Source organism: Aurantiacibacter arachoides (genome assembly GCF_009827335.1).
GTDB lineage: Bacteria > Pseudomonadota > Alphaproteobacteria > Sphingomonadales > Sphingomonadaceae > Alteraurantiacibacter > Alteraurantiacibacter arachoides.
In genome coordinates this window covers 2,584,573-2,604,664 of the sequence record NZ_WTYH01000001.1, presented here as the reverse complement: position 1 = coordinate 2,604,664, position 20,092 = coordinate 2,584,573, and the positions used below count along the sequence as shown (strand labels likewise).

Annotated in this window: 16 protein-coding genes; 6 read left to right on the top strand and 10 right to left on the bottom strand. The window is 65.5% G+C overall.

Translation table 11 applies throughout. The features are described from left to right. Positions 1 to 353: 353 nt before the first annotated feature. Positions 354 to 2,681, top strand: a complete 2,328-nt coding sequence (locus tag GRI62_RS12715) for a CDC48 family AAA ATPase (RefSeq protein WP_131451103.1) — start codon at positions 354 to 356, stop codon at positions 2,679 to 2,681. Between the two features lie 83 nt (positions 2,682 to 2,764). On the opposite strand, the gene GRI62_RS12710 is transcribed toward GRI62_RS12715, so the two are convergent. Beyond that, positions 2,765 to 3,856 carry a mechanosensitive ion channel family protein gene (locus GRI62_RS12710; protein ID WP_131451102.1) on the bottom strand — a complete coding sequence of 364 codons (1,092 nt, stop codon included), beginning with the start codon at positions 3,854 to 3,856 and terminating at the stop codon, positions 2,765 to 2,767. Between the two features lie 90 nt (positions 3,857 to 3,946). Continuing rightward, complete coding sequence (gene polA / locus GRI62_RS12705) at positions 3,947 to 6,829, bottom strand: DNA polymerase I (protein ID WP_131451101.1); 2,883 nt, start codon at positions 6,827 to 6,829, stop codon at positions 3,947 to 3,949. 219 nt (positions 6,830 to 7,048) lie between these two features. On the opposite strand from polA, the gene GRI62_RS12700 reads away from it, so the two are divergent. Then, a complete protein-coding gene (locus tag GRI62_RS12700; protein ID WP_131451100.1) occupies positions 7,049 to 7,321 on the top strand; it encodes a hypothetical protein in 273 nt (90 codons plus the stop codon). Positions 7,322 to 7,407: 86 nt separating this feature from the next. Here GRI62_RS12700 and bla read toward each other — a convergent pair whose 3' ends face one another. From bla to GRI62_RS12685, 3 genes are all read right to left on the bottom strand, one after another. After that, complete coding sequence (gene bla, locus GRI62_RS12695) at positions 7,408 to 8,436, bottom strand: class A beta-lactamase (RefSeq protein ID WP_131451099.1); 1,029 nt, start codon at positions 8,434 to 8,436, stop codon at positions 7,408 to 7,410. Positions 8,437 to 8,579: 143 nt separating this feature from the next. After that, on the bottom strand, positions 8,580 to 8,987 hold the full coding sequence (locus GRI62_RS12690; protein ID WP_131451098.1) for a baeRF12 domain-containing protein: 408 nt from the start codon (positions 8,985 to 8,987) through the stop codon (positions 8,580 to 8,582). Positions 8,988 to 9,067: 80 nt separating this feature from the next. Next, a complete protein-coding gene (locus GRI62_RS12685; protein ID WP_131451097.1) occupies positions 9,068 to 9,856 on the bottom strand; it encodes a methyltransferase in 789 nt (262 codons plus the stop codon). A gap of 147 nt (positions 9,857 to 10,003) precedes the next feature. Between GRI62_RS12685 and GRI62_RS12680 the strand changes: the two genes are divergently transcribed. Further along, entirely contained in the window at positions 10,004 to 12,349 is a 2,346-nt protein-coding gene (locus GRI62_RS12680) for a DUF305 domain-containing protein (protein ID WP_188669361.1), read from the top strand. Positions 12,350 to 12,437: 88 nt separating this feature from the next. On the opposite strand, the gene GRI62_RS12675 is transcribed toward GRI62_RS12680, so the two are convergent. Continuing rightward, positions 12,438 to 13,463, bottom strand: a complete 1,026-nt coding sequence (locus GRI62_RS12675) for a copper resistance protein B (protein WP_131451096.1) — start codon at positions 13,461 to 13,463, stop codon at positions 12,438 to 12,440. Then, positions 13,460 to 15,163: a copper resistance system multicopper oxidase gene (locus GRI62_RS12670; protein ID WP_234027617.1), complete on the bottom strand. Its 1,704-nt coding sequence runs from the start codon at positions 15,161 to 15,163 to the stop codon at positions 13,460 to 13,462. Before GRI62_RS12670 ends, GRI62_RS12675 begins: the two co-directional genes overlap by 4 nt. Before the next feature lie 135 nt (positions 15,164 to 15,298). On the opposite strand from GRI62_RS12670, the gene GRI62_RS12665 reads away from it, so the two are divergent. Genes GRI62_RS12665 through GRI62_RS12655 form a run of 3 tightly spaced genes read left to right on the top strand, consistent with a single transcriptional unit; the run spans position 15,299 to position 16,871 of the window. Continuing rightward, the gene (locus GRI62_RS12665; RefSeq protein ID WP_131451094.1) at positions 15,299 to 15,571 is read left to right on the top strand and encodes a metal-sensitive transcriptional regulator; all 273 of its coding nucleotides are present in this window, start codon (positions 15,299 to 15,301) and stop codon (positions 15,569 to 15,571) included. After that, positions 15,568 to 16,311 (top strand): MauE/DoxX family redox-associated membrane protein, encoded by a 744-nt coding sequence (locus tag GRI62_RS12660; RefSeq protein ID WP_131451093.1) that lies wholly within the window; start codon positions 15,568 to 15,570, stop codon positions 16,309 to 16,311. Before GRI62_RS12665 ends, GRI62_RS12660 begins: the two co-directional genes overlap by 4 nt. Next, on the top strand, positions 16,311 to 16,871 hold the full coding sequence (locus tag GRI62_RS12655) for a DUF305 domain-containing protein (RefSeq protein WP_131451092.1): 561 nt from the start codon (positions 16,311 to 16,313) through the stop codon (positions 16,869 to 16,871). The genes GRI62_RS12660 and GRI62_RS12655 overlap by 1 nt, the downstream gene beginning before the upstream one ends. Positions 16,872 to 16,877: 6 nt before the next feature. Here GRI62_RS12655 and GRI62_RS12650 read toward each other — a convergent pair whose 3' ends face one another. From GRI62_RS12650 to groES, 3 genes are all read right to left on the bottom strand, one after another. Beyond that, the gene (locus GRI62_RS12650) at positions 16,878 to 17,762 is read right to left on the bottom strand and encodes a sulfotransferase family protein (RefSeq protein WP_131451091.1); all 885 of its coding nucleotides are present in this window, start codon (positions 17,760 to 17,762) and stop codon (positions 16,878 to 16,880) included. 226 nt (positions 17,763 to 17,988) lie between these two features. After that, positions 17,989 to 19,635: a chaperonin GroEL gene (gene groL / locus GRI62_RS12645; RefSeq protein ID WP_131451090.1), complete on the bottom strand. Its 1,647-nt coding sequence runs from the start codon at positions 19,633 to 19,635 to the stop codon at positions 17,989 to 17,991. 55 nt (positions 19,636 to 19,690) lie between these two features. Beyond that, on the bottom strand, positions 19,691 to 19,978 hold the full coding sequence (groES, locus tag GRI62_RS12640; RefSeq protein WP_131451089.1) for a co-chaperone GroES: 288 nt from the start codon (positions 19,976 to 19,978) through the stop codon (positions 19,691 to 19,693). Positions 19,979 to 20,092: the final 114 nt, after the last annotated feature.

The following is a 20,092-nucleotide window of genomic DNA, read 5'->3' as shown; positions in this document are numbered from 1 at the left end:
GCTGCAACGCAAAATATCGGGTCGCACAATGCACCATCGGGCAATTTGGTGGCGCCCGCCACCTGTCGATCATGCTGACAACCAAGCGTTTTCGGGCGATGTTGCGTGCGATGCAACAGCTTATGCCCTTTTCGCACTTGCGAGATCGGCGCCCTCGCAGCATATGTCTCCCTGCCTTTCAGGCATCCTCTCCCAAAACTTCCAGGCCCGGTCGGCAACGACCGGGCCTTTTTTCTTGTCCGCTCGTAACAGCGACAAACGCGGCACCAACGCGGGCTACGCCCGTTTGTAAAGCGAGGGAGGGCACCCTAGCTTTGTCCTTCGTAATGCAGGATTGAGGACGAGAGCGCCGCATGGCCCAGGACAACGCCGCTACAGAAATCGAACAGGGAACCGTCAGGCTGCAAGTTGCCGCCGCCAGGCAGGAGGAATCGGGCCGGGGCGTCGTGCGCGTGCCACGCAGCGCGTTCCAGGCGCTCGGCATTACCGAGGGTGACGCGGTGGAGATCGAGGGCAAGCGTGCCACCGTATCCATCGCCATTCCGGCCTACGAGGAGGACGAGGCGCTCAGCGTGATCCGCCTCGACGGCCTGCAACGCGCCAACGCCGAGGCATCGTCGGGCGAACACGTCATCGTGCGCCGCGCTGACAGCGTGCCGGCCACCCGTGTCGTCTTCGCGCCCGCCCGCAAGGAAATGCGCCTGCAGGGCCCGACCGAGGCGCTGAAGCGCGTGTTCTTCAAGAAGCCGCTTGTCGCCGGCGATCTCGTCGCCACCCACGGCCAGCAGCCCGTGGCGAACGTGCCCGCCAACGTGCGTCGCATGTTCAACGCCCCCGCCTATGCGCTGACCGAGATCCGCCTGCAGGTCGTCTCCACCAGTCCCAAGGGCATCGTCCATATCGACGAGAACACCGAGGTGGAGCTGCGCGCCGAATTCGAGGAGCCGCGCAGTGCGCGCGGCACGATCAACTACGACGATGTCGGCGGCATGGAAGACACCATCAAGCAGCTGCGCGAGATGGTCGAGCTGCCGCTGCGATACCCCGAACTGTTCACCCGCCTCGGCGTCGACCCGCCCAAGGGTGTGCTGCTGCATGGCCCGCCCGGCACTGGCAAGACCCGGCTGGCGCAGGCCGTGGCAAACGAAAGCGATGCCGAGTTCTTCACCATCAATGGCCCCGAGATCATGGGATCGGCCTATGGCGAATCGGAAAAGCGCCTGCGCGAGGTATTCGAGGAAGCCGAGCGCAGCCAGCCGGCCATCGTCTTCATCGACGAGATCGATTCGATCGCCCCCAAGCGGCAGAACGTGGCCGGCGAGGCGGAAAAGCGCCTCGTCGCCCAGCTCCTGACGTTGATGGACGGGCTGCAGTCGCGCGCCAACCTCGTCGTGATCGCCGCCACCAACCGACCCGACGCCATCGACGAGGCGCTCAGGCGCCCGGGCCGCTTCGACCGCGAGATCGTGATCGGCGTGCCGGACGAGCAGGGCCGGCGCGAAATCCTTGGCATCCACACCCGCGGGATGCCGCTGGGCGAAGGCGTGGATCTTGCCGAACTGGCGCGCTCCACCCACGGGTTCGTGGGCGCGGACCTTGCCGCGCTGACGCGCGAGGCCGCGATCGAGGCGGTGCGGCGCATCATGCCGAAACTCGATCTCGATGCGCGGGAAATCCCGCCCGAAGTGCTCGAGGAATTGCAGGTCGAGAAGGAGGATTTCCGCGAGGCGCTGAAACGCGTGCAGCCTTCTGCCATGCGCGAGGTGATGGTGCAGGCCCCCACCGTGGGCTGGGCCGACATCGGCGGCCTTGGCGAAGCGGAGGAAAAGCTGAAGGAAGGCGTCGAACTGCCGCTCAAGAATCCGCAGGCCTTCGAGCGGCTGGGTATCCGTCCGGCCAAGGGGTTCCTGCTCTATGGCCCGCCCGGCACCGGTAAGACCCTGCTGGCTAAGGCGGTCGCCAAGGAAGCGGAGGCGAACTTCATCTCGATGAAAAGCTCGGACCTGCTTTCCAAGTGGTATGGCGAGAGCGAGCAGCAGATCGCCCGCATGTTCGCCCGCGCGCGGGCCGTGGCGCCCTGCGTCATCTTCATCGACGAGATCGATTCGCTGGTCCCGGCCCGCGGGTCCGGCGCGGGCGAGCCGCAGGTGACGGCGCGCGTGGTCAACACCATTCTTGCCGAGATGGACGGGATGGAGGAACTCTCCAGCATCGTGGTGATCGGTGCCACGAACCGCCCAACGCTGGTCGATCCCGCGCTGCTGCGGCCCGGCCGGTTCGATGAACTGGTCTACGTCGGCCCGCCGGACGAGGCGGGGCGCGAGCATATCCTGAACATTCACACCAAGGCCATGCCGCTGGCCGATGGGGTGGATCTGGCAGCCATCGCCGCCAAGACCGAGCGCTTCACCGGGGCGGACCTGGAAGACGTGGTCCGCCGCGCCGGCCTCAACGCCATTCGCCGGTCTGCCAAGGACGGTTCGGCCTCGCCCGACAGCGTGTCGAAGGCCGACTTCGACGAGGCGCTGGAAGACAGCCGGGCCACGGTCACGCCGCAGATGGAAGAGGAATACAAGAAGATGAAGGGCGAGCTGAAGAAGCGCGCCATGGAAGTGCGGCCCATCGGCTTCCTTACCGAGGGCATGGTATCCAGCCGGCGGGAGAACAAGCACGAGGACTGAGCCGGTACTGTCGTCTTGTCGAGGGATGTGGTTCGCTCCGCTCCCTCGCGGGCCCAAGCATAGAACGCTCGGCCAATCCCTCGTCAGTTCGGTCCCCCGGTCTCGGGCGCCTTGGCGTGGCCGCCGGGCAGTTCCAGCCGGTGGCGGATCAGCGCGTCGGGTTGATTCTCACGCAACCAGGCGAGCATGTGTTCGCGGATTGTGCACCTGAGGTTCCACAGGTCGCCTATGGTCGCCGCGCTGACGGTCAGGCGCAACTCGACGCTTTCGGGATAGGCCTCTGTCACCAGCAGTTGGGCGGTGCGGCGGTCCCACAGATCCTGCGTTGCCGTGAACTGTTCGAACTCCGCACGGATGGGGTCGACGTCGGCAATCGGGTCCAGATGCAAGAATACAGGACCGGACAAGGCCTCGTTACGGCGCGACCAGTTTTCAAAGGTGTCGTCCAGGAAGCGGCCGGTCGGCACGACTATGGCGCGTTCGTCCCAGGTTCGCACGATGACAAAGGCCATGTGGATCTCCTCCACCCGGCCGGTGTGGCCATCCACCTTGACCATGTCGCCCAGTCGCAGCGGCTCGGTAATGGCGACCTGCAGGCCCGCGATCAGCGACTTCAGCGCCGGCTGTGCGGCGGCGCCAACGGCCAGCGCGGCAAGACCGGCAGAGGCGAGCAGCGTGGCGCCAATGTTCTGCACGGTGGGGATGGCGAACAGCATCAGCCCCACGGTGATGAAGATGATCGCGAACATTGCGGTGCGCGAAAGGATGGCGATGCGGGTGCGGCGGCTGCGCACCGCCACCGGGTCCGCTGCGGCATCGAACCGCATTTCCATGGTCGCGGTATAGGCCTTGACGATGGAATAGACGATCCAGCCAAGAAGGGCCGGGCGCAGGAACTTGCCAAGCGGCTCCCACACCTGGGCCAGCAGCGGGTCGGCCTGCGCGGCAAGCGTTATGGCAATCGCGATCAGCGCCCACTTGATGGGTGAGCGAATGCGCTCCACCACCACGTTGTCCGACGGCGAGTCCGAGGCGCGCGCGAGCTTCATCACGATGGCGAAGATAATGCGATAGGCAATCCAGGCAGCGATGACGGCAGTCAGCAGCGCAAGCGCGGCATAGCCGGCATCGAGCCAGTCGATGCCCCAATCGCGGGGGTCGAGACGGTCGAACATGGTCTGTCACCTATGGGCCGGGGGTCGGGGATGCAACCCCGGTGCCCCCGGCAGGAAGGCAGCGCCCCTCAGGCGGGCGGCGCAGACGATCTAGTGGGCGTCGTCCCAGCTCGGGCCGTGGCCGATCTCGATACCGAGCGGCACGGTCAGTTCGACCGCGGGCAAGGCGGCATCGGCCATGACCCGCGCAATGACGGCGCCGGCCGCCTCCACGTCGCTCTCCGGCAGCTCGAACACCAGTTCGTCGTGCACCTGCAACAGCATCCGCACATCCGGCAAACCGGCCTCGCGCAGGGCGGGCAGCATGCGCGCCATGGCCCGCTTGATGATGTCGGCGCTGGTGCCCTGGATCGGCGCGTTGATCGCGGCGCGCTCGCTTCCCTGGCGTTCGGCCTGCTGCTTTGAATTGATGCGCGGAAACCACGTCTTGCGGCCGAACAGCGTCTCCGAATAGCCCTTGGCGCGAACGCTTTCGAGCGTTTCGTGGATATAGTTGCGGATGCCGGGAAAGCGTTGGAAATAGGTGTCGATGATGGCCTGCGCCTCGTCCGCCTCGATACCCAGCCTGCCGCCAAGACCCCAGCGGCTGATGCCGTAGAGGATGGCGAAGTTGACCGTCTTGGCCTGCGCGCGGGTGTCGCGGTCGACCGTGCCGAACATTTCGAGCGCCGTGCGCGAATGGATGTCCTCGCCGCTGGCAAAGGCTTCCTTCAATTGCGGCACGTCGGCCATGTGCGCCGCCAGCCGCAGTTCAATCTGGCTGTAGTCCGCAGCAAGCAGCACGTTGCCTTCGTCGGGCACGAAGGCCTTGCGGATCTCGCGCCCGATGGCGGTGCGGATGGGAATGTTCTGCAGGTTCGGATCGGTGCTGGATAGCCGCCCGGTCTGCGCGCCGACCAGGCTGTAGCTGGTGTGGACGCGCCCCGTATCGGGATTGATCGCGGCCTGCAGCGCCTCGGTATAGGTGCTGCGCAGCTTGGTCAGTTGCCGCCATTCGAGCACCTTGCCGGCAATCGGCGCGCCTTCGCCGGCGAGGCGTTCCAGAATGCTCTGGTCGGTCGAATACTGCCCGCTCTTGCCCTTCTTGCCGCCCTTGTGGCCCAGCTTGTCGAACAGGACGTCGCCCAGTTGCTTGGGGCTGCCGATGGTGAACGGCTCGCCCGCCAGTTCGTGGATCTCGGTCTCCAGGCCGGCGGTGGTTTCGGCAAAGGTTTCCGACAACTTGGCGAGCGCCGCCCTGTCGACCCTGATGCCCTCGCGCTCCATGCCCGCGACCACGGGGATAAGGGGGCGATCCACCCGTTCGTATACGCGCGTTGCGCCTTCTTCGGGCAGGCGGCGCTTGAACAACTGGTAGAGGCGCCAGGTCACGTCGGCATCCTCGGCGGCATATTGCGTCGCCTTGTCCAGCGGCACCTCGCCAAAGGGGATGGCCTTCTTGCCGGTGCCGCAGATGTCCTTGAAGGTGAGCGTAGTATGGCCGAGGTGGCGCTGGGCCAGTTCGTCCATGCCGTGGCCCCCGCCGATGCCGCCGGCCCCAATCCCGTCAAGGGCGCGGCCTGCGTCCATGTCGAACGACATGATCATCGTATCCTCCACCGGCGCTACGGTAATGCCGGCGCAGCGCTGAAGGATGGTAATGTCGTACTTGATGTTCTGGCCGACCTTGAGGATTGCGTCGCTTTCCAGCAGCGGCCTCAGCATGGCCATGGCGGCGGCACGGTCCACCTGCGGCGGCTTGTCGGCGAACATGTCGCTTCCGCCATGCCCCAGGGGAACGTAGCAGGCATCGTTGGGGCCGAGCGCCATGCTGATCCCGGTCAGCTCGGCGCGCATGGGATCAAGGCTGCTGGTTTCGGTGTCGATCGCCACCAGACGCGCGGCGAGCGCCCGCGCCACCCAGTGTTCCAGCCGGTCGATTGTCTGCACGCACTCGTAGGCATCGCGGTCCACGGCGGGCCAGTCGGGCAAGGGCTGCGTGTTGCCCTGCTGCGCGGCGGGCGCGCCCTTCTGGCTTTGCTTCGCGGGATTGAGATTGGTCGGTCGGTCAGGGCTGCCGCTCCCTGCGCCAAGGCGTTTGAGCAGCGAATGGAATCCGTGCGATTCCAGGAACGTGGCGAGCGGTTCGGGCGGAATGCCGTCGAGAGCCATGTCCTCCAGCGCGATGGGCAGCGGGCAATCGCACCGCAGTTCCACCAGCGTCCGGCTTAGCTCGGCCATCGCGCGCCCCTCGATCAGGCGGTCCTTCAGCTTGGAGGCTTTCAGCGACGGAGCCGAATCGAGCGCGGCGGACAGCGAGCCGTTGTCGGATATGAGCTTCGAGGCCGTCTTGGGCCCGATGCCGTAGATGCCGGGAATATTGTCCACGCTGTCGCCCATCAGCGCCAGCACGTCACCCAGCTGTTCGGGCGGAACGCCGAACTTGGCAATCACCTCCTCGCGGCCGATGCGCGCGTCCTTCATGGTGTCGAGCATGTCGATGCACCCGCCTGTCGTGACGCCCGGCTCCAGGTCGTCTTCGCCGCACTGGCCGATCAATTGCATCAGGTCCTTGTCGGAACTGACGATCGTGACGTCCCATCCCTTGCGGATGGCTGCCTTGGCATAGCTGGCGATCATGTCGTCCGCCTCCACGTTCGGCTCCTCCACCATCGGCAGGCTGAAGGCGCGGGTGGCGTCGCGGATCAGGGGGAACTGCGGGACGAGATCCTCTGGCGGGTCGGGGCGGTGGGCCTTGTAATCGGCATACAGATCGTTGCGGAAGGAATGGCTCGACTTGTCGAGCACGACGGCAAGATGCGTCGGCCCGTCGGCCTTGTGCAGGTCGTCGGCCAGCTTCCACAGCATGGTGGTGTAGCCGTAGACCGCGCCCACCGGCGTGCCTTGCGGGTTGGTCAGCGGGGGCAGACGATGGTAGGCGCGAAAGATGTAGGCCGACCCGTCGACCAGGTAGAGATGTTGCGTGTCCGACATGGGGCCGCTGCTAGCACGCCGCCGGCGCCGGGTCAGCCGCAATCCGAATGGCGATCAACGGCGCGCGGGTCGCTTCCATTCGCCGCAATTATGCCACATTCCCCTTGCGCTTGCCCAATTGTGGCCTTATTTGGGCAGTGAGCCGGCCAGAAGCCTGCTTTGGGAAGGGCGCCACAAGGCCTCTTCACCAATTGAAGATCGCAAGAAAGGATCTCTCCTATGCGTAAGATTGCTCTCGTCGCCGCCATCTCGGCCGCCGCCCTGTCGCTCGCCGCTTGCTCGGAGTCGACCGAACAGAACGCTGAAGACGCCGTTGAAGGCGCCATGGCCGACACCGAATCCAACACCGAAGCCGCTATCGATTCCGCCGAAGCCGGCGTTGACGAAGCTGCCATGGAAGTCGATCAGGCTGCCGAAAACGTGGACGATGCAGCTGCTGCCGCCGAAGGCGAACTGCAGAACGAGACCACCACCGAAGCCGCGGTCGACTAATCGAACTGCCTTCGCGTAAAAAGAAAGGGGCGCGACCAGCGATGGTCGCGCCCCTTTCTTTTTGTGCCTGGAGAAAACGGAGGGGATCAGCCGCCGTTGTTGTCGTCGCCGTTGTCGTTGGCGGCGAATGCCATTTCGGCATAGCCGTCGTAAATCGCCCGCGCGATGGAAGCGATGCGCGCCTCGCGATTGGGGCGGCTACCTTGCCCGGTGACGTAGATGGCGACCGCGATGGTGCGGCCATCGGGTGCGGTCAGGATGCCGATGTCGCTCGAGGTGTTGTTCAGTGAGCCGGTCTTGTGCGCGACGCTAACACCGCTGGGCAGCATGGCCGGAATGCGGCGCGTGCCCGTGCGGCAGCGTTCCATCGCGCCGAGGATCACGCGGCGGCTTTCCGCGCTGAGCCAACGGCCCTGATAGATGCCAGAAAGCAGCTGGACCATGGCCTGCGGCGTTGCCGAATCGCGCAGATCGATGTGATGCGCGGGATCGAACTCGCCATCGTCGCGCACGAGAGTGGCAATGTCACGATCAAGGCTGAAATCGGTCAGACCTGCGCGTTGTGCCCAGGCGTTGACTGCGCCCGGTCCGCCAACGGCCTGCAGCAGCGCGTCGGTCGCCTGATTGGAACTGCGGGTAATCATGATTTCGATAAGGTTCGCCGCCGACATGTATTCGCCGCGTCGCACCGGGGCAACGCTGGTCGAGAACGGGCGCGAGCTGACCGCATAGAGCATGGGGTATTCGCTCGACAGGCTGGCACGCCCCTGGTCCACCATCTCCAGGAAGGTCGCGGCGATCGCGATCTTGCTGGTGCTGGCCATCGGAAAACGCTGATCGCCGAGCACGGAGATTTCCTGACCCGTGGCGAGGTCGATGGCGGCGACGCCGATGCGCCCACGGCTGCCCTCGGCGATCTGCGCGATGCGCTGTTCGATCCGGCTGTCGTAGGACGGGGCGTAGTCGCGCGGGGCACGAACCTCTGTCCCGAAGGTGCTGTCGAAGGCACTCTCGAAGCCCTGGACCTGCGCCGCAGCAGGGGTGGAAATAAGCGCTAGCGGTGCTATGGCCAGCGCCACCAGCGATGCGATACGTCCTGTCCCGAATATTTTCATGCTGTCACCCTGCCCGCGTCATGCTTTGTAATTGCTTAACGGGGGCAGGGGTGACGAGGGCTCCGCGACGAGATGTTAGGTTTTGGCGCTGAAGCGTGAAAATCGCCGTGGATTGCGGGAACCCACGGCGCTCGCGCAAAAATTCATGCCGCGGCCAGAGCCTTTTCGATCCGGTCGAGCGGCTCGTTGGTCAGCGCCTTGTCGAGCTCGCCCGCCAGCCGCTTTTCCAGCTCCACGTGATAGTGGCGCCGCATTTCACCCAGGGTCTTGGGGTCGGCGATGATGACCAGGTCGTCGATCTCGCCCGCCTTGGCCTTGGCGTTCAGCCATTCCGCGGCAGCGGCTGCATGGGCCAGTTCGTTGAGATCGGTATTGCCCTTGATCTGTCCGGCCTTGTCCTGATGCTTGACCCCGGCACTGAAATTGGTCGCTTCGAGAGAGGGCGTGGCGATCTTTTCCAGCTTGGGTTCGAACGGCTGCCCGGTGTTGCGGAGCAGCACGAAGCGCTCCCCATCGACCAGCGCGACATGGGCCTTGTGCGGACATTTCATTGGCAGTTCTCCTTTGCGATGATTGCTTGTGCACCCAACGGGCAGGGTCGGCAGATGTGCCGGAGCGCGGCGCTTTTTCGCTATTGCGGCCGGCGCAGCCGCCAGGCGAACTGGTCGCTGCGTTTGCGCAGGCCTTCATCGAAAACGCTGGCGGTGCGCGGGTCTTCGGGACGCGCGTAGAGGTCGCTTTCCGCCTCGAGCAGGAAACCTGCCTCGGTCAGCGCGGTCATGGCAAGATTGCGATCCATCCGGTGCAGGCTTTGTGCCGCGTCGACGCCGGCATCATCGGCCGCCTGGTGATCGACCACCACCAGCACGCCACCCGGTTTCAGGCTGTCGAACAGCATCCGGCTGACAGCATCCGGTGTGCCCGCGGGCACGGTATCGCGATAGAGATCGTGAAAGTTCATCACCGTGATGATGGTATCGAGCGGTTCGGGCCAGCCGGGATCGGCCAGGGGTCCGCGCAGTGCGAAGACGTTGAGCTCGGTCCCCTGCGCATCGGTATAGCGGCGCACCGTCTGATCCTGATCGGTGGCGTACTGCGCATCGGCGGCAATGAACTCGTCGGGTTGAAAGGCGTAGACCTTGCCCTGCCGGCCCACGGCAATGGCCAGCAGCCGGGTGACGTAACCGCCCCCCATTATGTAATCGCCCACCACTTCGCCGCGATCGACCTGAGCAAATGCGAGCAGTTCACCCGGCAGGCGCTGCGCGTCGGACGCCAGGTCGTCCAGCCGGCCGATGTCGGTGATGGCCTGCTGATAGCGATCGGGGGAATAACGGGTGGCCGGCGGTTCGGCTGGTGTATCCTCGGCGCAGCCTGCCAGCGCGAATGCCAATGCTGCGGCGAATGCAATGTGACGCATGGCCCAAACTCCTCCCCGTAACCATCCCGCTAATGTGCGCGCTGGCGGGCCTGCAGGCAACCGGGTCACAATGGCCCTTGACCTGTGCGCCCGGCAGTGGCTTGTTTCCGTTGCAACAAACCGTTTTTCTCCCGGAGACTTCCTGCAATGATCCTTTCGCCTCGTAACACGGCAGGGCTCTCGCTCGCCGCCATGCTGCTGGCTTCCGCCGCGCCCGCCCTCGCGCAACAGGTGCCGATCGTGCAGCCGGGCGCGCCGGGGCAGAATGTTCGCGTGCTGAGCGCGGACGAGGCGACGCGCCTTGCCCGCAACGACGTGACGAGTGCCGACTACGCCTTCATGCAGGACATGATCGTCCATCATGGCCAGGCGGTCGAAATGGCGGCGCTGGTCGACGGGCGCACCAACAATGCGACGGTGATCGCCGCCGCCGGGCGCATCACCGCCTCGCAGGCAGACGAGATGGAGTTCATGCGCGAATGGCTCGCCCGGTTCGGCCAGCCCGCGGCGATGGCGGGCATGGGCCACATGGATCATGCCGACATGGAAGGCATGGCCAGCCCCGAAGAGATGGCCGAACTGGCCGCGGCGCGCGGCGTCAACTTCGACCGCATGTTCTTCGAACTGATGACGGCGCACCACAAGGGCGCGCTGACCATGGTGGACGACCTGCTGTCGCAGAACGGCACCGCGGCCGACCCGCAGATGTACGAATTCACCAGCGAGGTCAGGAACGACCAGCAGGCCGAGATCGACCGCATGAATGTGGCGCTTGGCGAACTGTCGGATGATCCGCGTGCCGGCCTTGCCGCCGGCTTCCTGGATGCGGGGCAAGCGATCAGCGGTATGCGCCGCCTCGCCTCCTTGACCAAGCCTGCAGGCTTCTTCGATCCCGCCAACCCCGCCGGTGGCCGCGTGCGCCTGCCCGCAGAGGAGCCCGCGACCAGCCCCGATGCCGAAAGTGCCGAGGCAACGGGCGAGGGCGCGGTCCACGCCAATCACGCCGCGATGGGCCACGCCATGCCTGCCGCCACAGTCGAGACCACGCCCTCGCCAGCGCCGGGCGATCCGCGCGAGGCGGCCGTCGCTGCCGCCGAACCCGAAGAGCCGGTCGAAGCACCCGAGCCCCGCTTCGCCCAGCGCGGCGGTCCGCTGTCCTTTGCCAATACCGACATGGCCTTTTCCGGCGACCTGATGGTGGCCGGCAACTATCACGGCTTCAACACCTATCGCCTCGGCGACGAAGGCGTGCCCGAACTGATCGGCTCGGTGGTGTGCCCGGGCGGGCAGGGCGACGTTTCGATCGTGGGCGACATCCTGATCATGAGCGTGGAATCCAACTCGGGCCGCGTCGATTGCGGCCTGCAGGGCGTGGCCGAGGACGTCAGCCCCGAACGCTTCCGCGGCCTGCGCGTGTTCGACATCTCCGACATCGCGCGCCCGGTACAGGTAGGCCAGGTGCAGACCTGCCGCGGCAGCCACACGCACTCGGTGGTCGACGCCAACGACGATCGCATCCTGGTCTACAACTCGGGTACGGCGGGCGTGCGCGAAGGGGATGAATTGGCAGGCTGCGTGGGCAACATTCCCGGCGATACCCGCACCGCGCTGTTCAGCATCGACGTGATCGAGATCCCGCTCGCCAATCCCGCGCAGTCGCGCATCGTCTCCAGCCCCCGCGTCTTCGCCGACGACGAGGGCAACATCGCCGGCCTGTGGCAGGGCGGCGATCACGGTGACGGAACGCAAAGCACCAGCCAGACCAACCAGTGCCACGATATCACCGTGTTCCCCAGCCGCCAGCTGGCCGCGGGCGCCTGTTCGGGCAACGGCATCATCTTCGACATCTCCGATCCCTACAACCCGGTGCGCCTTGACGCGGTGACCGACGACGGGTTCGCCTACTGGCACTCGGCCACCTTCAATAACGATGGCACCGTGGTGCTGTTCACCGACGAATGGGGCGGCGGCGGGCGTCCGCGTTGCCAGGCAAGCGATCCGCGCGAGTGGGGTGCCGACGCCTTTTACGAGATCGTCGACAACCAGCTGGTGCGTCGCGGCACCTACAAGCTGCCCGGGCCGCAAAGCGACAAGGAGAACTGCGTCGCGCACAACGGCTCGATCATCCCGGTCCCCGGTCGCGACATCTTCGTGCAGGCCTGGTATCAGGGCGGTATCTCGGTGATCGACTTCACCGACCCCAACAACCCGTTCGAGATCGCCTATTTCGATCGCGGCCCGGTCGATCCCGACCAGCTGGCGATGGGCGGTTACTGGAGCGCCTACTGGTACAACGGTCGCATCTACGGCACCGAGATCGCTCGCGGCATCGACGTGTTCGCGCTGGAGCCGAGCGAATTTCTCTCCGCTGCCGAGATCGCCGCGGCAGAGGCGGCCGACATGGGCACGACGTTCAACCCGCAGACCCAGTTGCCCGTCACCTGGAGCGTCGAACAGATCCGCATGGTGGAGGAAAGCCGCCGCGGCGGCTGATGCCCGAAGGGGCGGATTTCGCAATCGTCCCGTGCAAACGAAATGACAGGCCCCGGCCCGACCTTAGCGGCGGGCCGGGGTTTGTTTCTTAGAAGAACGTCCGCAGGCCCAGAAGCAGCACCAGTCCGCCGGCATCCTCGCCCGCTGCCCGGCGCCGGTCGGCCGTGCGCCCGGTCGCTGTTTCGTATTCGACGCCCAAATAGGGAGCGAATTCGCGCGTGACTTCGTATCGCAGCCGCAGCCCGGCGGAGAGGTGCGGCACGCCCGCACCGACGCCCAATTCCGGAATATCCTGTGCGGCGAACTCCACCTCCACGCGCGGCTGGAGGATCAGGCGCTGGGTCAGGCGCATGTCGTGTTCGGCCTCCACCCGCGCGGTCAGGTCACCCTGATCGGACAGGAAGGCGGTGGCATCGAGGTGGATGTTGTAGGGCGCGAGGCCCTGCACGCCGAGGGCGAGCTGCGGCGTAACCTGGGGTTCGATGTCCAGCCGCAGACCCGCCTGCAGGTCGAACCACGGGGTAATGGCGTGGCCCCAAAGGAGCTGCACCTCGGCCTCCTCGATCGTGCCGCCAAAGGCCCCTTCGCCCTCGGTCTTGAGCACCAGCTTGTCGAGCGCGTCGCCGTACCAGCCCTGCGCATCCCACAGGTAGCCTTCCTCGCCATCGTGGAAACGCACCTCGGCCCGTTCGACGAGCAGGGTGGCAAAGGTGCCGCCGCCGTGGACCTCGTGATTGCGTGCGCGGGCGACCGCCATCGCCTCCTCGCCCCAGATGGCCGCGGCGGCATGGTCCGGCTTTTCGAGGGCGCGTGGCGGCGGCGGGCCTTCGGGTACGTCCGCAGTCATCGCCCCATGGTCCATCGCCCCGTGGTCTATCGTCGAATGATCGACCTGCGGCGTGGCTGCCTGGTTCAGTGGACGGCGCACGGGGGGCGCAATGCGGATCGAGCCGAGAGGATTGGCCTGCGCCTCGCTGGGCGCCGGGGTTGGAGCGGGTGTTGGCGTCGGTGTTGGCGTGGGGGCCTGCTGGTGCTGCGCGTGGTCCTGCGCCATCGCCGGCACTGGAAGCGGTAGCGGCAGCACCATCGCCGCCAGTAGCAGGGCGCCCCTCATGCCCCCGCCTCCGCTGCGGGGAAGGGCCGCACGGTCACCGTCTGCATCATGCCGGCGTGCATGTGGTAGAGCAGGTGGCAGTGAAAGGCCCAGTCGCCCGGCTCGTCCGCGGTCAGATCGAATGTGGCTGTGCCGCCAGGTTGCACGACCAGCGTATGCTTGCGCGGCTGGTTCATCATCCCCGCGCCGTTGACCAGCTCGAAGAAATGGCCGTGCAGGTGGATGGGGTGCGCCATCATGGTGTCGTTGACCAGCTTGACCCGCACCCGCTCGTCGAAGCCGAAGCGAATGGGATCGTCGGTCACGGCGTTGAAACGCCTGCCGTCAAACGACCACATGTAGCGTTCCATGTTGCCGGTCAGGTGGATCTCGAGCTGGCGCTCGGGCATCCGGTGCGGGTTGGCATCGCGCGCGGCGAGATCGGTGTAGCGCAGCACCCGGTGGGGGACGGTGTCGAGGCCAAGACCGGGGAAGTCCATCCGGTCGACCGGCATGGGCGCGACCATGTCGATGCCGGGGCCAACCGCGACGTCCGGCGGCAGCAGCGATGTGTCGCGCATGGAATGGTCCATGCCGCCGTGATCCATGGGAGGGGCATCGGCAGCCGCGGGCATGGTATGGCCCATGGCCGCGTGGTCCACGCCGCCGGAGCCATGGTCCATCTCGTCCATGCCGCCCATACCCATGTCCGCCATCGTCAGGGTCACCGGCTCGCGCAGCGGCGGCGGCGCGGCAATGGCCCCGGCCTGCGAGGTCAGCGTGGCAATACCCATGCCGGAGCGGTCCATCGCCTCCGCCACCAGCGCGTGCGTGCCGGCCTGCGGGGTGACGATCACGTCGTAGGTTTCCGCCGTGCCGATCTGGAATTCGTCCACCGCGACCGGCTCCACCTCCTGCCCGTCGGCGGCGATCACCGTCATCGCCGTGCCGGGGATGCGGACGTTGAAAAAGGTCATGGCGCTGCCGTTGATGACGCGCAGCCGCACCCGTTCCCCGGGCGCGAAGGCAAAGGCCAGGTCGTCCGCCGGGCCGTGGCCGTTGACAAGGTAGGTGTAGGTCGCAGCGCCCACGTCGCTGATGTCGCGCGGGTTCATCCGCATCCGGCCCCACATCAGCCGGTCCGCGGCGCTCATCGAGCCGTCCGAGAGCGTGGTCATCTGCCGGTTGAAGTAGTGTTCGCCCACCGCCAGCATCCGCGCGATCTCGTGCGGGTGCATCGGGGTGAATTCGCTCAGCAGCACGACATAGTCGCGGTCGTAGCGGGAGTCAGGTTCCGCCGCGTCGATAACCAGCGGGCCGTAGAGGCCCTGCTGTTCCTGCAGGCCCGAATGGCTGTGCCACCAGTAGGTGCCGTTCTGGCGCACGGGGAAGCTGTAGCGAAAGGTTTCGCCCGGCCTGATACCGGGGAAGCTGATGCCGGGCACGCCGTCGTACTGGAACGGCAGCAGCAACCCGTGCCAATGGATCGAGCTGTCTTCGGACAGGCGATTGGTCACGTCGATGGTGACGTCCTGCCCCTCGCGCAGGCGCACCAGCGGGCCGGGCACGCTGCCGTTCACGGCCACCGCATGGCCGCTGCGCTCGCCGGTGGTGAAGTGATGGTCCCCGATGGAGAGCGCGATGCGTTCGCCCGACACCTCGCCGAAGCCCCGGCGTGCGTGGGTCAGCGATTGCCCGCGCGCCCAGCCAGGCACGGCCATTGCGCCGGCGACGAGGCCGCTGCCCGCAAGGAACCCGCGCCTGCCGACCTGGAATGATGCTGTCACTGTGCCTTGCCTTTCGCGAATATGCGTCCTAGCTAGATACCCCCTGGGGGTATTGCAACAGGAATAACTATGACCGAAAGCGACGCCGATACCGTCAAACGTCTCTCCCGCATCGCGGGCCAGGTCCAGGGCGTCGCCCGGATGATCGAGGGCGAGCGATACTGCATCGACGTTCTCACCCAGCTTCAAGCCGTGAAGGCCGCGCTCGCCAAGGTCGAAAGCGCGGTGCTCAAACGCCATGCGGCCACCTGCGTATCGCAGGCCATCGCCTCGGGCGACGAGGCCGAGCAGCGGGCAAAGTTCGGCGAACTGATCGATCTGCTCGAAAGGACGCGGAAATGAGCAAGCCCACGGCCACCCTCTACCGCATGGTCATGCCTGGCCACACCTGCCCCTATGGCCTGAAATCGAAATGGTTGCTGGAGAGCCAGGGCTACGAGGTGGAAGACCACCTGCTGACCACCCGCGAGGAGACCGACGCCTTCAAGGCCCGGCACGCCGTCAAGACGACGCCGCAGACGTGGATCGGCGAGCAGCGCGTCGGCGGCTATACCGATCTGCGCCAGCATTTCGGCAAGAGCGTGGATGATGGCGGCGTCAGTTACTGGCCGGTCGCCATCCTGTTCGCCATGACCGCGCTGATGGCGTTGGGCGCTGCCTGGGTGGCAACGGGGGAGGCGGTATCCGTGCTGGCGGCCGAATGGTTCGTCAGCTTTTCGATGTGCGTGCTCGCCTATCTCAAGCTGCGCGATGTCGAGAGCTTCTCGACCATGTTCCTGAACTACGACCTGCTGGCGAAGCGCTGGGTGCCCTACGGCTACGTCTACCCCTGGGCCGAGGGGCTGGCGGGCGTGCTGATGACCGCGCACCTGCTGCCCTGGCTTTCGATCCCCGTCGCGCTGACGATCGGCACCATCGGCGCGGTGAGCGTGTTCAAGGCCGTCTATATCGACAAGCGTGACCTCAAATGCGCCTGCGTGGGTGGCGACAGCCAGGTGCCGCTGGGCTTCGTCTCGCTGACCGAGAACCTGTTCATGGTCGGCATGGCGCTGTGGATGGTCATCAGGATGGGAGCGATGTGATGGATGACGGCAAGCAGATGCAGCACGGCAGTTACGCCCGTTTCAGGGCGATGGTGGGCACGTCCACAGTGATCATGTTCGGGCTAATGTACCTCAACACCTATGCACTCGATCACGTCTATTTCAGCGAGACGCGGTTCTGGATGATGTTCGTGATGGGCAGCGTGATGGCGCTGGTGATGCTTGCCTTCATGTGGGGGATGTATCGCAGCACCGCGAAGAACTGGATCATCGTCGGCGTGGCGGTCGCCGTATTCGCCGGATCGCTGTGGCTCGTGCGCAGCCAGCAGAGCGTCGACGACGCCGAGTGGATGCGCGCCATGATCCCGCATCACTCGATCGCCATCATGACCAGCGAACGCGCGCAGATATCCGACAGGCGCGTGCAGCAACTTGCCGACAGCATCATCACCGCCCAGCGCAAGGAGATTGCCGAGATGCAGTGGCTGCTGGACGATATTGCGCGGAACGGCGAGACCGTGACTGACGCGGAGGCGGCCGGGCGGCCAATTCCGGCAATGGGGGGCTGGTTGAATGCGGACGGCGGCGCGACGCCGTAAGTGCGCTCAGGTCAGGCTTCGCAACCGATCGTAGCTGGCTGCCAGGCCGGCGGGCACCTGGATGGACAAAGCCGCTTGCGCACGTTTGGCCGCGCGATCGTCGGTAAAAAACTCTTCGGGACTCTTGGAATTGCGCGCGGCCGCAGAGCGCATCAGGCTTTCCATCCGGGCATCCGGCGTAATGCCGAAATGCGGCAGGATGCGCGTCAGGGCCGCTCCGGGCAGATCGTCATAATCGACGAACAGGGTGAGCTGATCATCCCCATAGCCGGCAGCCGCGGCAGCGATCTGGTGGATGATCCAGCCGGGGAACTCCGCCGCCTCGACGGCATCGGCACCTGTCAGCCCGAAGGTTTCCCACCGCACGGCGCCCTTGTGGACGAACATTCCCGGCCTGCGCGCTTGCGAAGCCAGCACTTCTCCGGGATGGCGCGCCAGGAAAACCCACGCGGTATCGGGCAACACGCGCTGCAACAGCGGCAGAGCCAGCGTGTGCCAGCTGTCCAGCTTCAGGAAGCCCCGGGTTATCGCCTTGTCGCGGAACCGCAACAGCGCGCCTGCCATGAGGCGGACGGTATGCTCCGGCACGATGCCGCACAGGGCCATCTGCAGAACCGTATCGAAGATTGGCGGCTCGCTCAGGCATATATGGTTCGGCGCGGCATCCAGCATGCGCGACACCAAGGTAGAGCCGCAGCGCGACATGTGCAGGACCAGCCCGTCGGGGGGAGGGGCATCGGCAAACACGTCCAGCGCGCCCAGCGGCGTGATCACGTGTGCAAAGGCGTTAGCCGGCAGGGTACGGACACGCGCCGCAGTCTGTTCGAAAAACGGTTCGCGAAACGACGTTCTTTCGAAGGCGAGCCATTCGATCGCCGGCTGCCCGTCCATCTCGACAATCCTGACAGGAAGGTAATCCGGCCCGGGGACCGCACCGGTTACGGACAGGGACGGGGGTAAGCGCCGGGCAGGCGGGTCACTTTGCAAGATGCGATCCTTCGCCGATTCGTTCGATCTTCAAGGTCGTTCGTTCCGATGCCGCTGGCAAAGGAAAAGGCCCGGCAGGATCGCTCCTGCCGGGCCTTTCGTTTTCCGGATGACCGGGTAGCGAGGCTACTTAGAAGCCGCCCATGCCGCCCATTCCGCCCATGTCGGGCATCCCGCCGCCACCGGCAGCCTTGTCTTCCGGAATTTCCGAAATGGCTGCTTCGGTGGTGATCAGCAGACCGGCAACCGATGCCGCGTTCTGCAACGCGGTACGCACGACCTTGGTCGGGTCGATCACGCCGGCAGCCACGAGATCCTCGTAGGTGTCGGTCGCTGCGTTGAAGCCGAACGAGGTGTTGTCCTGGTCAAGCAGCTTGCCCGAAACCACCGCGCCATCATGGCCGGCGTTCGAGGCGATCTGGCGCACCAGCGAGGTCAGCGACTTGCGAACGATGTCGATGCCGCGGGTCTGGTCCTCGTTGCTGCCGGTCACGCCGTCGAGCGACTTCGTGGCATAGAGCAGCGCGGTACCGCCGCCGGGGACGATGCCCTCTTCGACAGCCGCACGGGTCGCGTGCAACGCATCGTCGACGCGATCCTTGCGCTCCTTCACCTCGATCTCGGACGCGCCGCCGACCTTGATGACGGCAACACCGCCGGCGAGCTTGGCCAGACGTTCCTGCAGCTTCTCGCGGTCGTAGTCGCTCGACGTGGAGTCGATCTGCGCACGGATCTGCTCGACGCGGGCCTTGATGCCCTCGGCATCACCGGCACCGTCGACGATGGTGGTGTTGTCCTTGTCGATGGTGACGCGCTTGGCCTGGCCGAGCATCGAGATGCCGACGTTCTCCAGCTTGATGCCGAGATCCTCGGAAATCATCTCGCCGTTGGTCAGGATCGACACGTCCTGCAGCATGGCCTTGCGACGATCGCCGAAGCCGGGGGCCTTGACCGCCGCGACCTTCAGGCCGCCGCGCAGCTTGTTGACCACCAGGGTGGCCAGCGCCTCGCCCTCGATGTCCTCGGCGATGATGAGCAGCGGGCGCCCCGTCTGCACCACGGCCTCGAGCACCGGCAGCATGGCCTGCAGGTTCGACAGCTTCTTTTCGTGGATGAGGATGTAGGGATCCTCGAGCTCGACCGTCATCTTTTCGGGATTGGTCACGAAGTAGGGGCTGAGGTAGCCACGGTCGAACTGCATGCCCTCGACGGTCTCGAGCTCGAATTCGAGGCCCTTCGATTCGTCGACGGTGATCACGCCTTCCTTGCCGACCTTTTCCATCGCCTCGGCGATCTTCTCGCCGACTTCGCGGTCACCGTTGGCCGAGATGATGCCGACCTGGGCGATCTCCGACGAACCGGCGACGTCCTTCGAACGCGCCTGCAGATCGGCGACGACCCTGGTGACGGCCAGATCGATGCCGCGCTTCAGATCCATCGGGTTCATGCCGGCGGCGACCGACTTCATGCCCTCGTTGACGATGGCCTGGGCCAGCACGGTGGCGGTGGTGGTGCCGTCACCGGCAAGATCGTTGGTCTTGCTGGCCACTTCGCGCACCATCTGCGCGCCCATGTTCTCGAACTTGTCCTTCAGTTCGATGTCCTTGGCGACGGTGACGCCGTCCTTGGTGATGCGCGGCGAGCCGAAGCTCTTGTCGATCACGACGTTGCGACCCTTGGGGCCGAGCGTGACCTTGACGGCATTGGCGAGCGTATCGACGCCCTTGAGGATGCGCTCACGCGCGTCGCGGCCGAACTTTACGTCCTTGGCTGCCATGTTGGTTTCTCCTGGTTTGGAATGATTCGTGAAAAAAGCGTCAGGCGGTGATGGCTCAGCCGATCACGCCCATGATGTCGCTTTCCTTCATGATGAGGAGGTCCTCACCGTCGATCTTGACCTCGGTGCCGGACCATTTGCCGAACAACACGCGGTCGCCGGCCTTGACGTCCATCGCGGTGATGGTGCCGTTCTCGGCACGCGCGCCGGTGCCGACGGAGACGACTTCGCCCTCGCTCGGCTTTTCCTTGGCGCTGTCGGGGATGATGATGCCACCGGCCGTCTTTTCCTCGGCCTCGATGCGGCGGACCAGTACACGGTCGTGTAGCGGACGGAATGCCATAGGTATGACCTCTTCCTGTTATCTAGATGTGGATTGGCACTCTCCGTACGAGAGTGCCAGCGAGGTCGATATGTTTATGCCGCAGGCCTTAGTCAATGGCGCGGCGCGGCAAAA

What these genes read in the sequence shown, in the direction of transcription:
- GRI62_RS12655 (WP_131451092.1), top strand. Translation starts at nt 16,311, where the DNA reads ATGGATGACGGCAAGCAGATGCAGCACGGCAGTTACGCCCGTTTCAGG.
- GRI62_RS12650 (WP_131451091.1), bottom strand. Translation starts at nt 17,762, where the DNA reads ATGGACGGGCAGCCGGCGATCGAATGGCTCGCCTTCGAAAGAACGTCG.
- GRI62_RS12710 (WP_131451102.1), bottom strand. Translation starts at nt 3,856, where the DNA reads ATGTTCGACCGTCTCGACCCCCGCGATTGGGGCATCGACTGGCTCGAT.
- groL (WP_131451090.1), bottom strand. Translation starts at nt 19,635, where the DNA reads ATGGCAGCCAAGGACGTAAAGTTCGGCCGCGACGCGCGTGAGCGCATC.
- groES (WP_131451089.1), bottom strand. Translation starts at nt 19,978, where the DNA reads ATGGCATTCCGTCCGCTACACGACCGTGTACTGGTCCGCCGCATCGAG.
- GRI62_RS12715 (WP_131451103.1), top strand. Translation starts at nt 354, where the DNA reads ATGGCCCAGGACAACGCCGCTACAGAAATCGAACAGGGAACCGTCAGG.
- GRI62_RS12670 (WP_234027617.1), bottom strand. Translation starts at nt 15,163, where the DNA reads ATGGCCGTGCCTGGCTGGGCGCGCGGGCAATCGCTGACCCACGCACGC.
- GRI62_RS12675 (WP_131451096.1), bottom strand. Translation starts at nt 13,463, where the DNA reads ATGAGGGGCGCCCTGCTACTGGCGGCGATGGTGCTGCCGCTACCGCTT.
- GRI62_RS12690 (WP_131451098.1), bottom strand. Translation starts at nt 8,987, where the DNA reads ATGAAATGTCCGCACAAGGCCCATGTCGCGCTGGTCGATGGGGAGCGC.
- GRI62_RS12660 (WP_131451093.1), top strand. Translation starts at nt 15,568, where the DNA reads ATGAGCAAGCCCACGGCCACCCTCTACCGCATGGTCATGCCTGGCCAC.
- GRI62_RS12700 (WP_131451100.1), top strand. Translation starts at nt 7,049, where the DNA reads ATGCGTAAGATTGCTCTCGTCGCCGCCATCTCGGCCGCCGCCCTGTCG.
- GRI62_RS12680 (WP_188669361.1), top strand. Translation starts at nt 10,004, where the DNA reads ATGATCCTTTCGCCTCGTAACACGGCAGGGCTCTCGCTCGCCGCCATG.
- bla (WP_131451099.1), bottom strand. Translation starts at nt 8,436, where the DNA reads ATGAAAATATTCGGGACAGGACGTATCGCATCGCTGGTGGCGCTGGCC.
- polA (WP_131451101.1), bottom strand. Translation starts at nt 6,829, where the DNA reads ATGTCGGACACGCAACATCTCTACCTGGTCGACGGGTCGGCCTACATC.
- GRI62_RS12685 (WP_131451097.1), bottom strand. Translation starts at nt 9,856, where the DNA reads ATGCGTCACATTGCATTCGCCGCAGCATTGGCATTCGCGCTGGCAGGC.
- GRI62_RS12665 (WP_131451094.1), top strand. Translation starts at nt 15,299, where the DNA reads ATGACCGAAAGCGACGCCGATACCGTCAAACGTCTCTCCCGCATCGCG.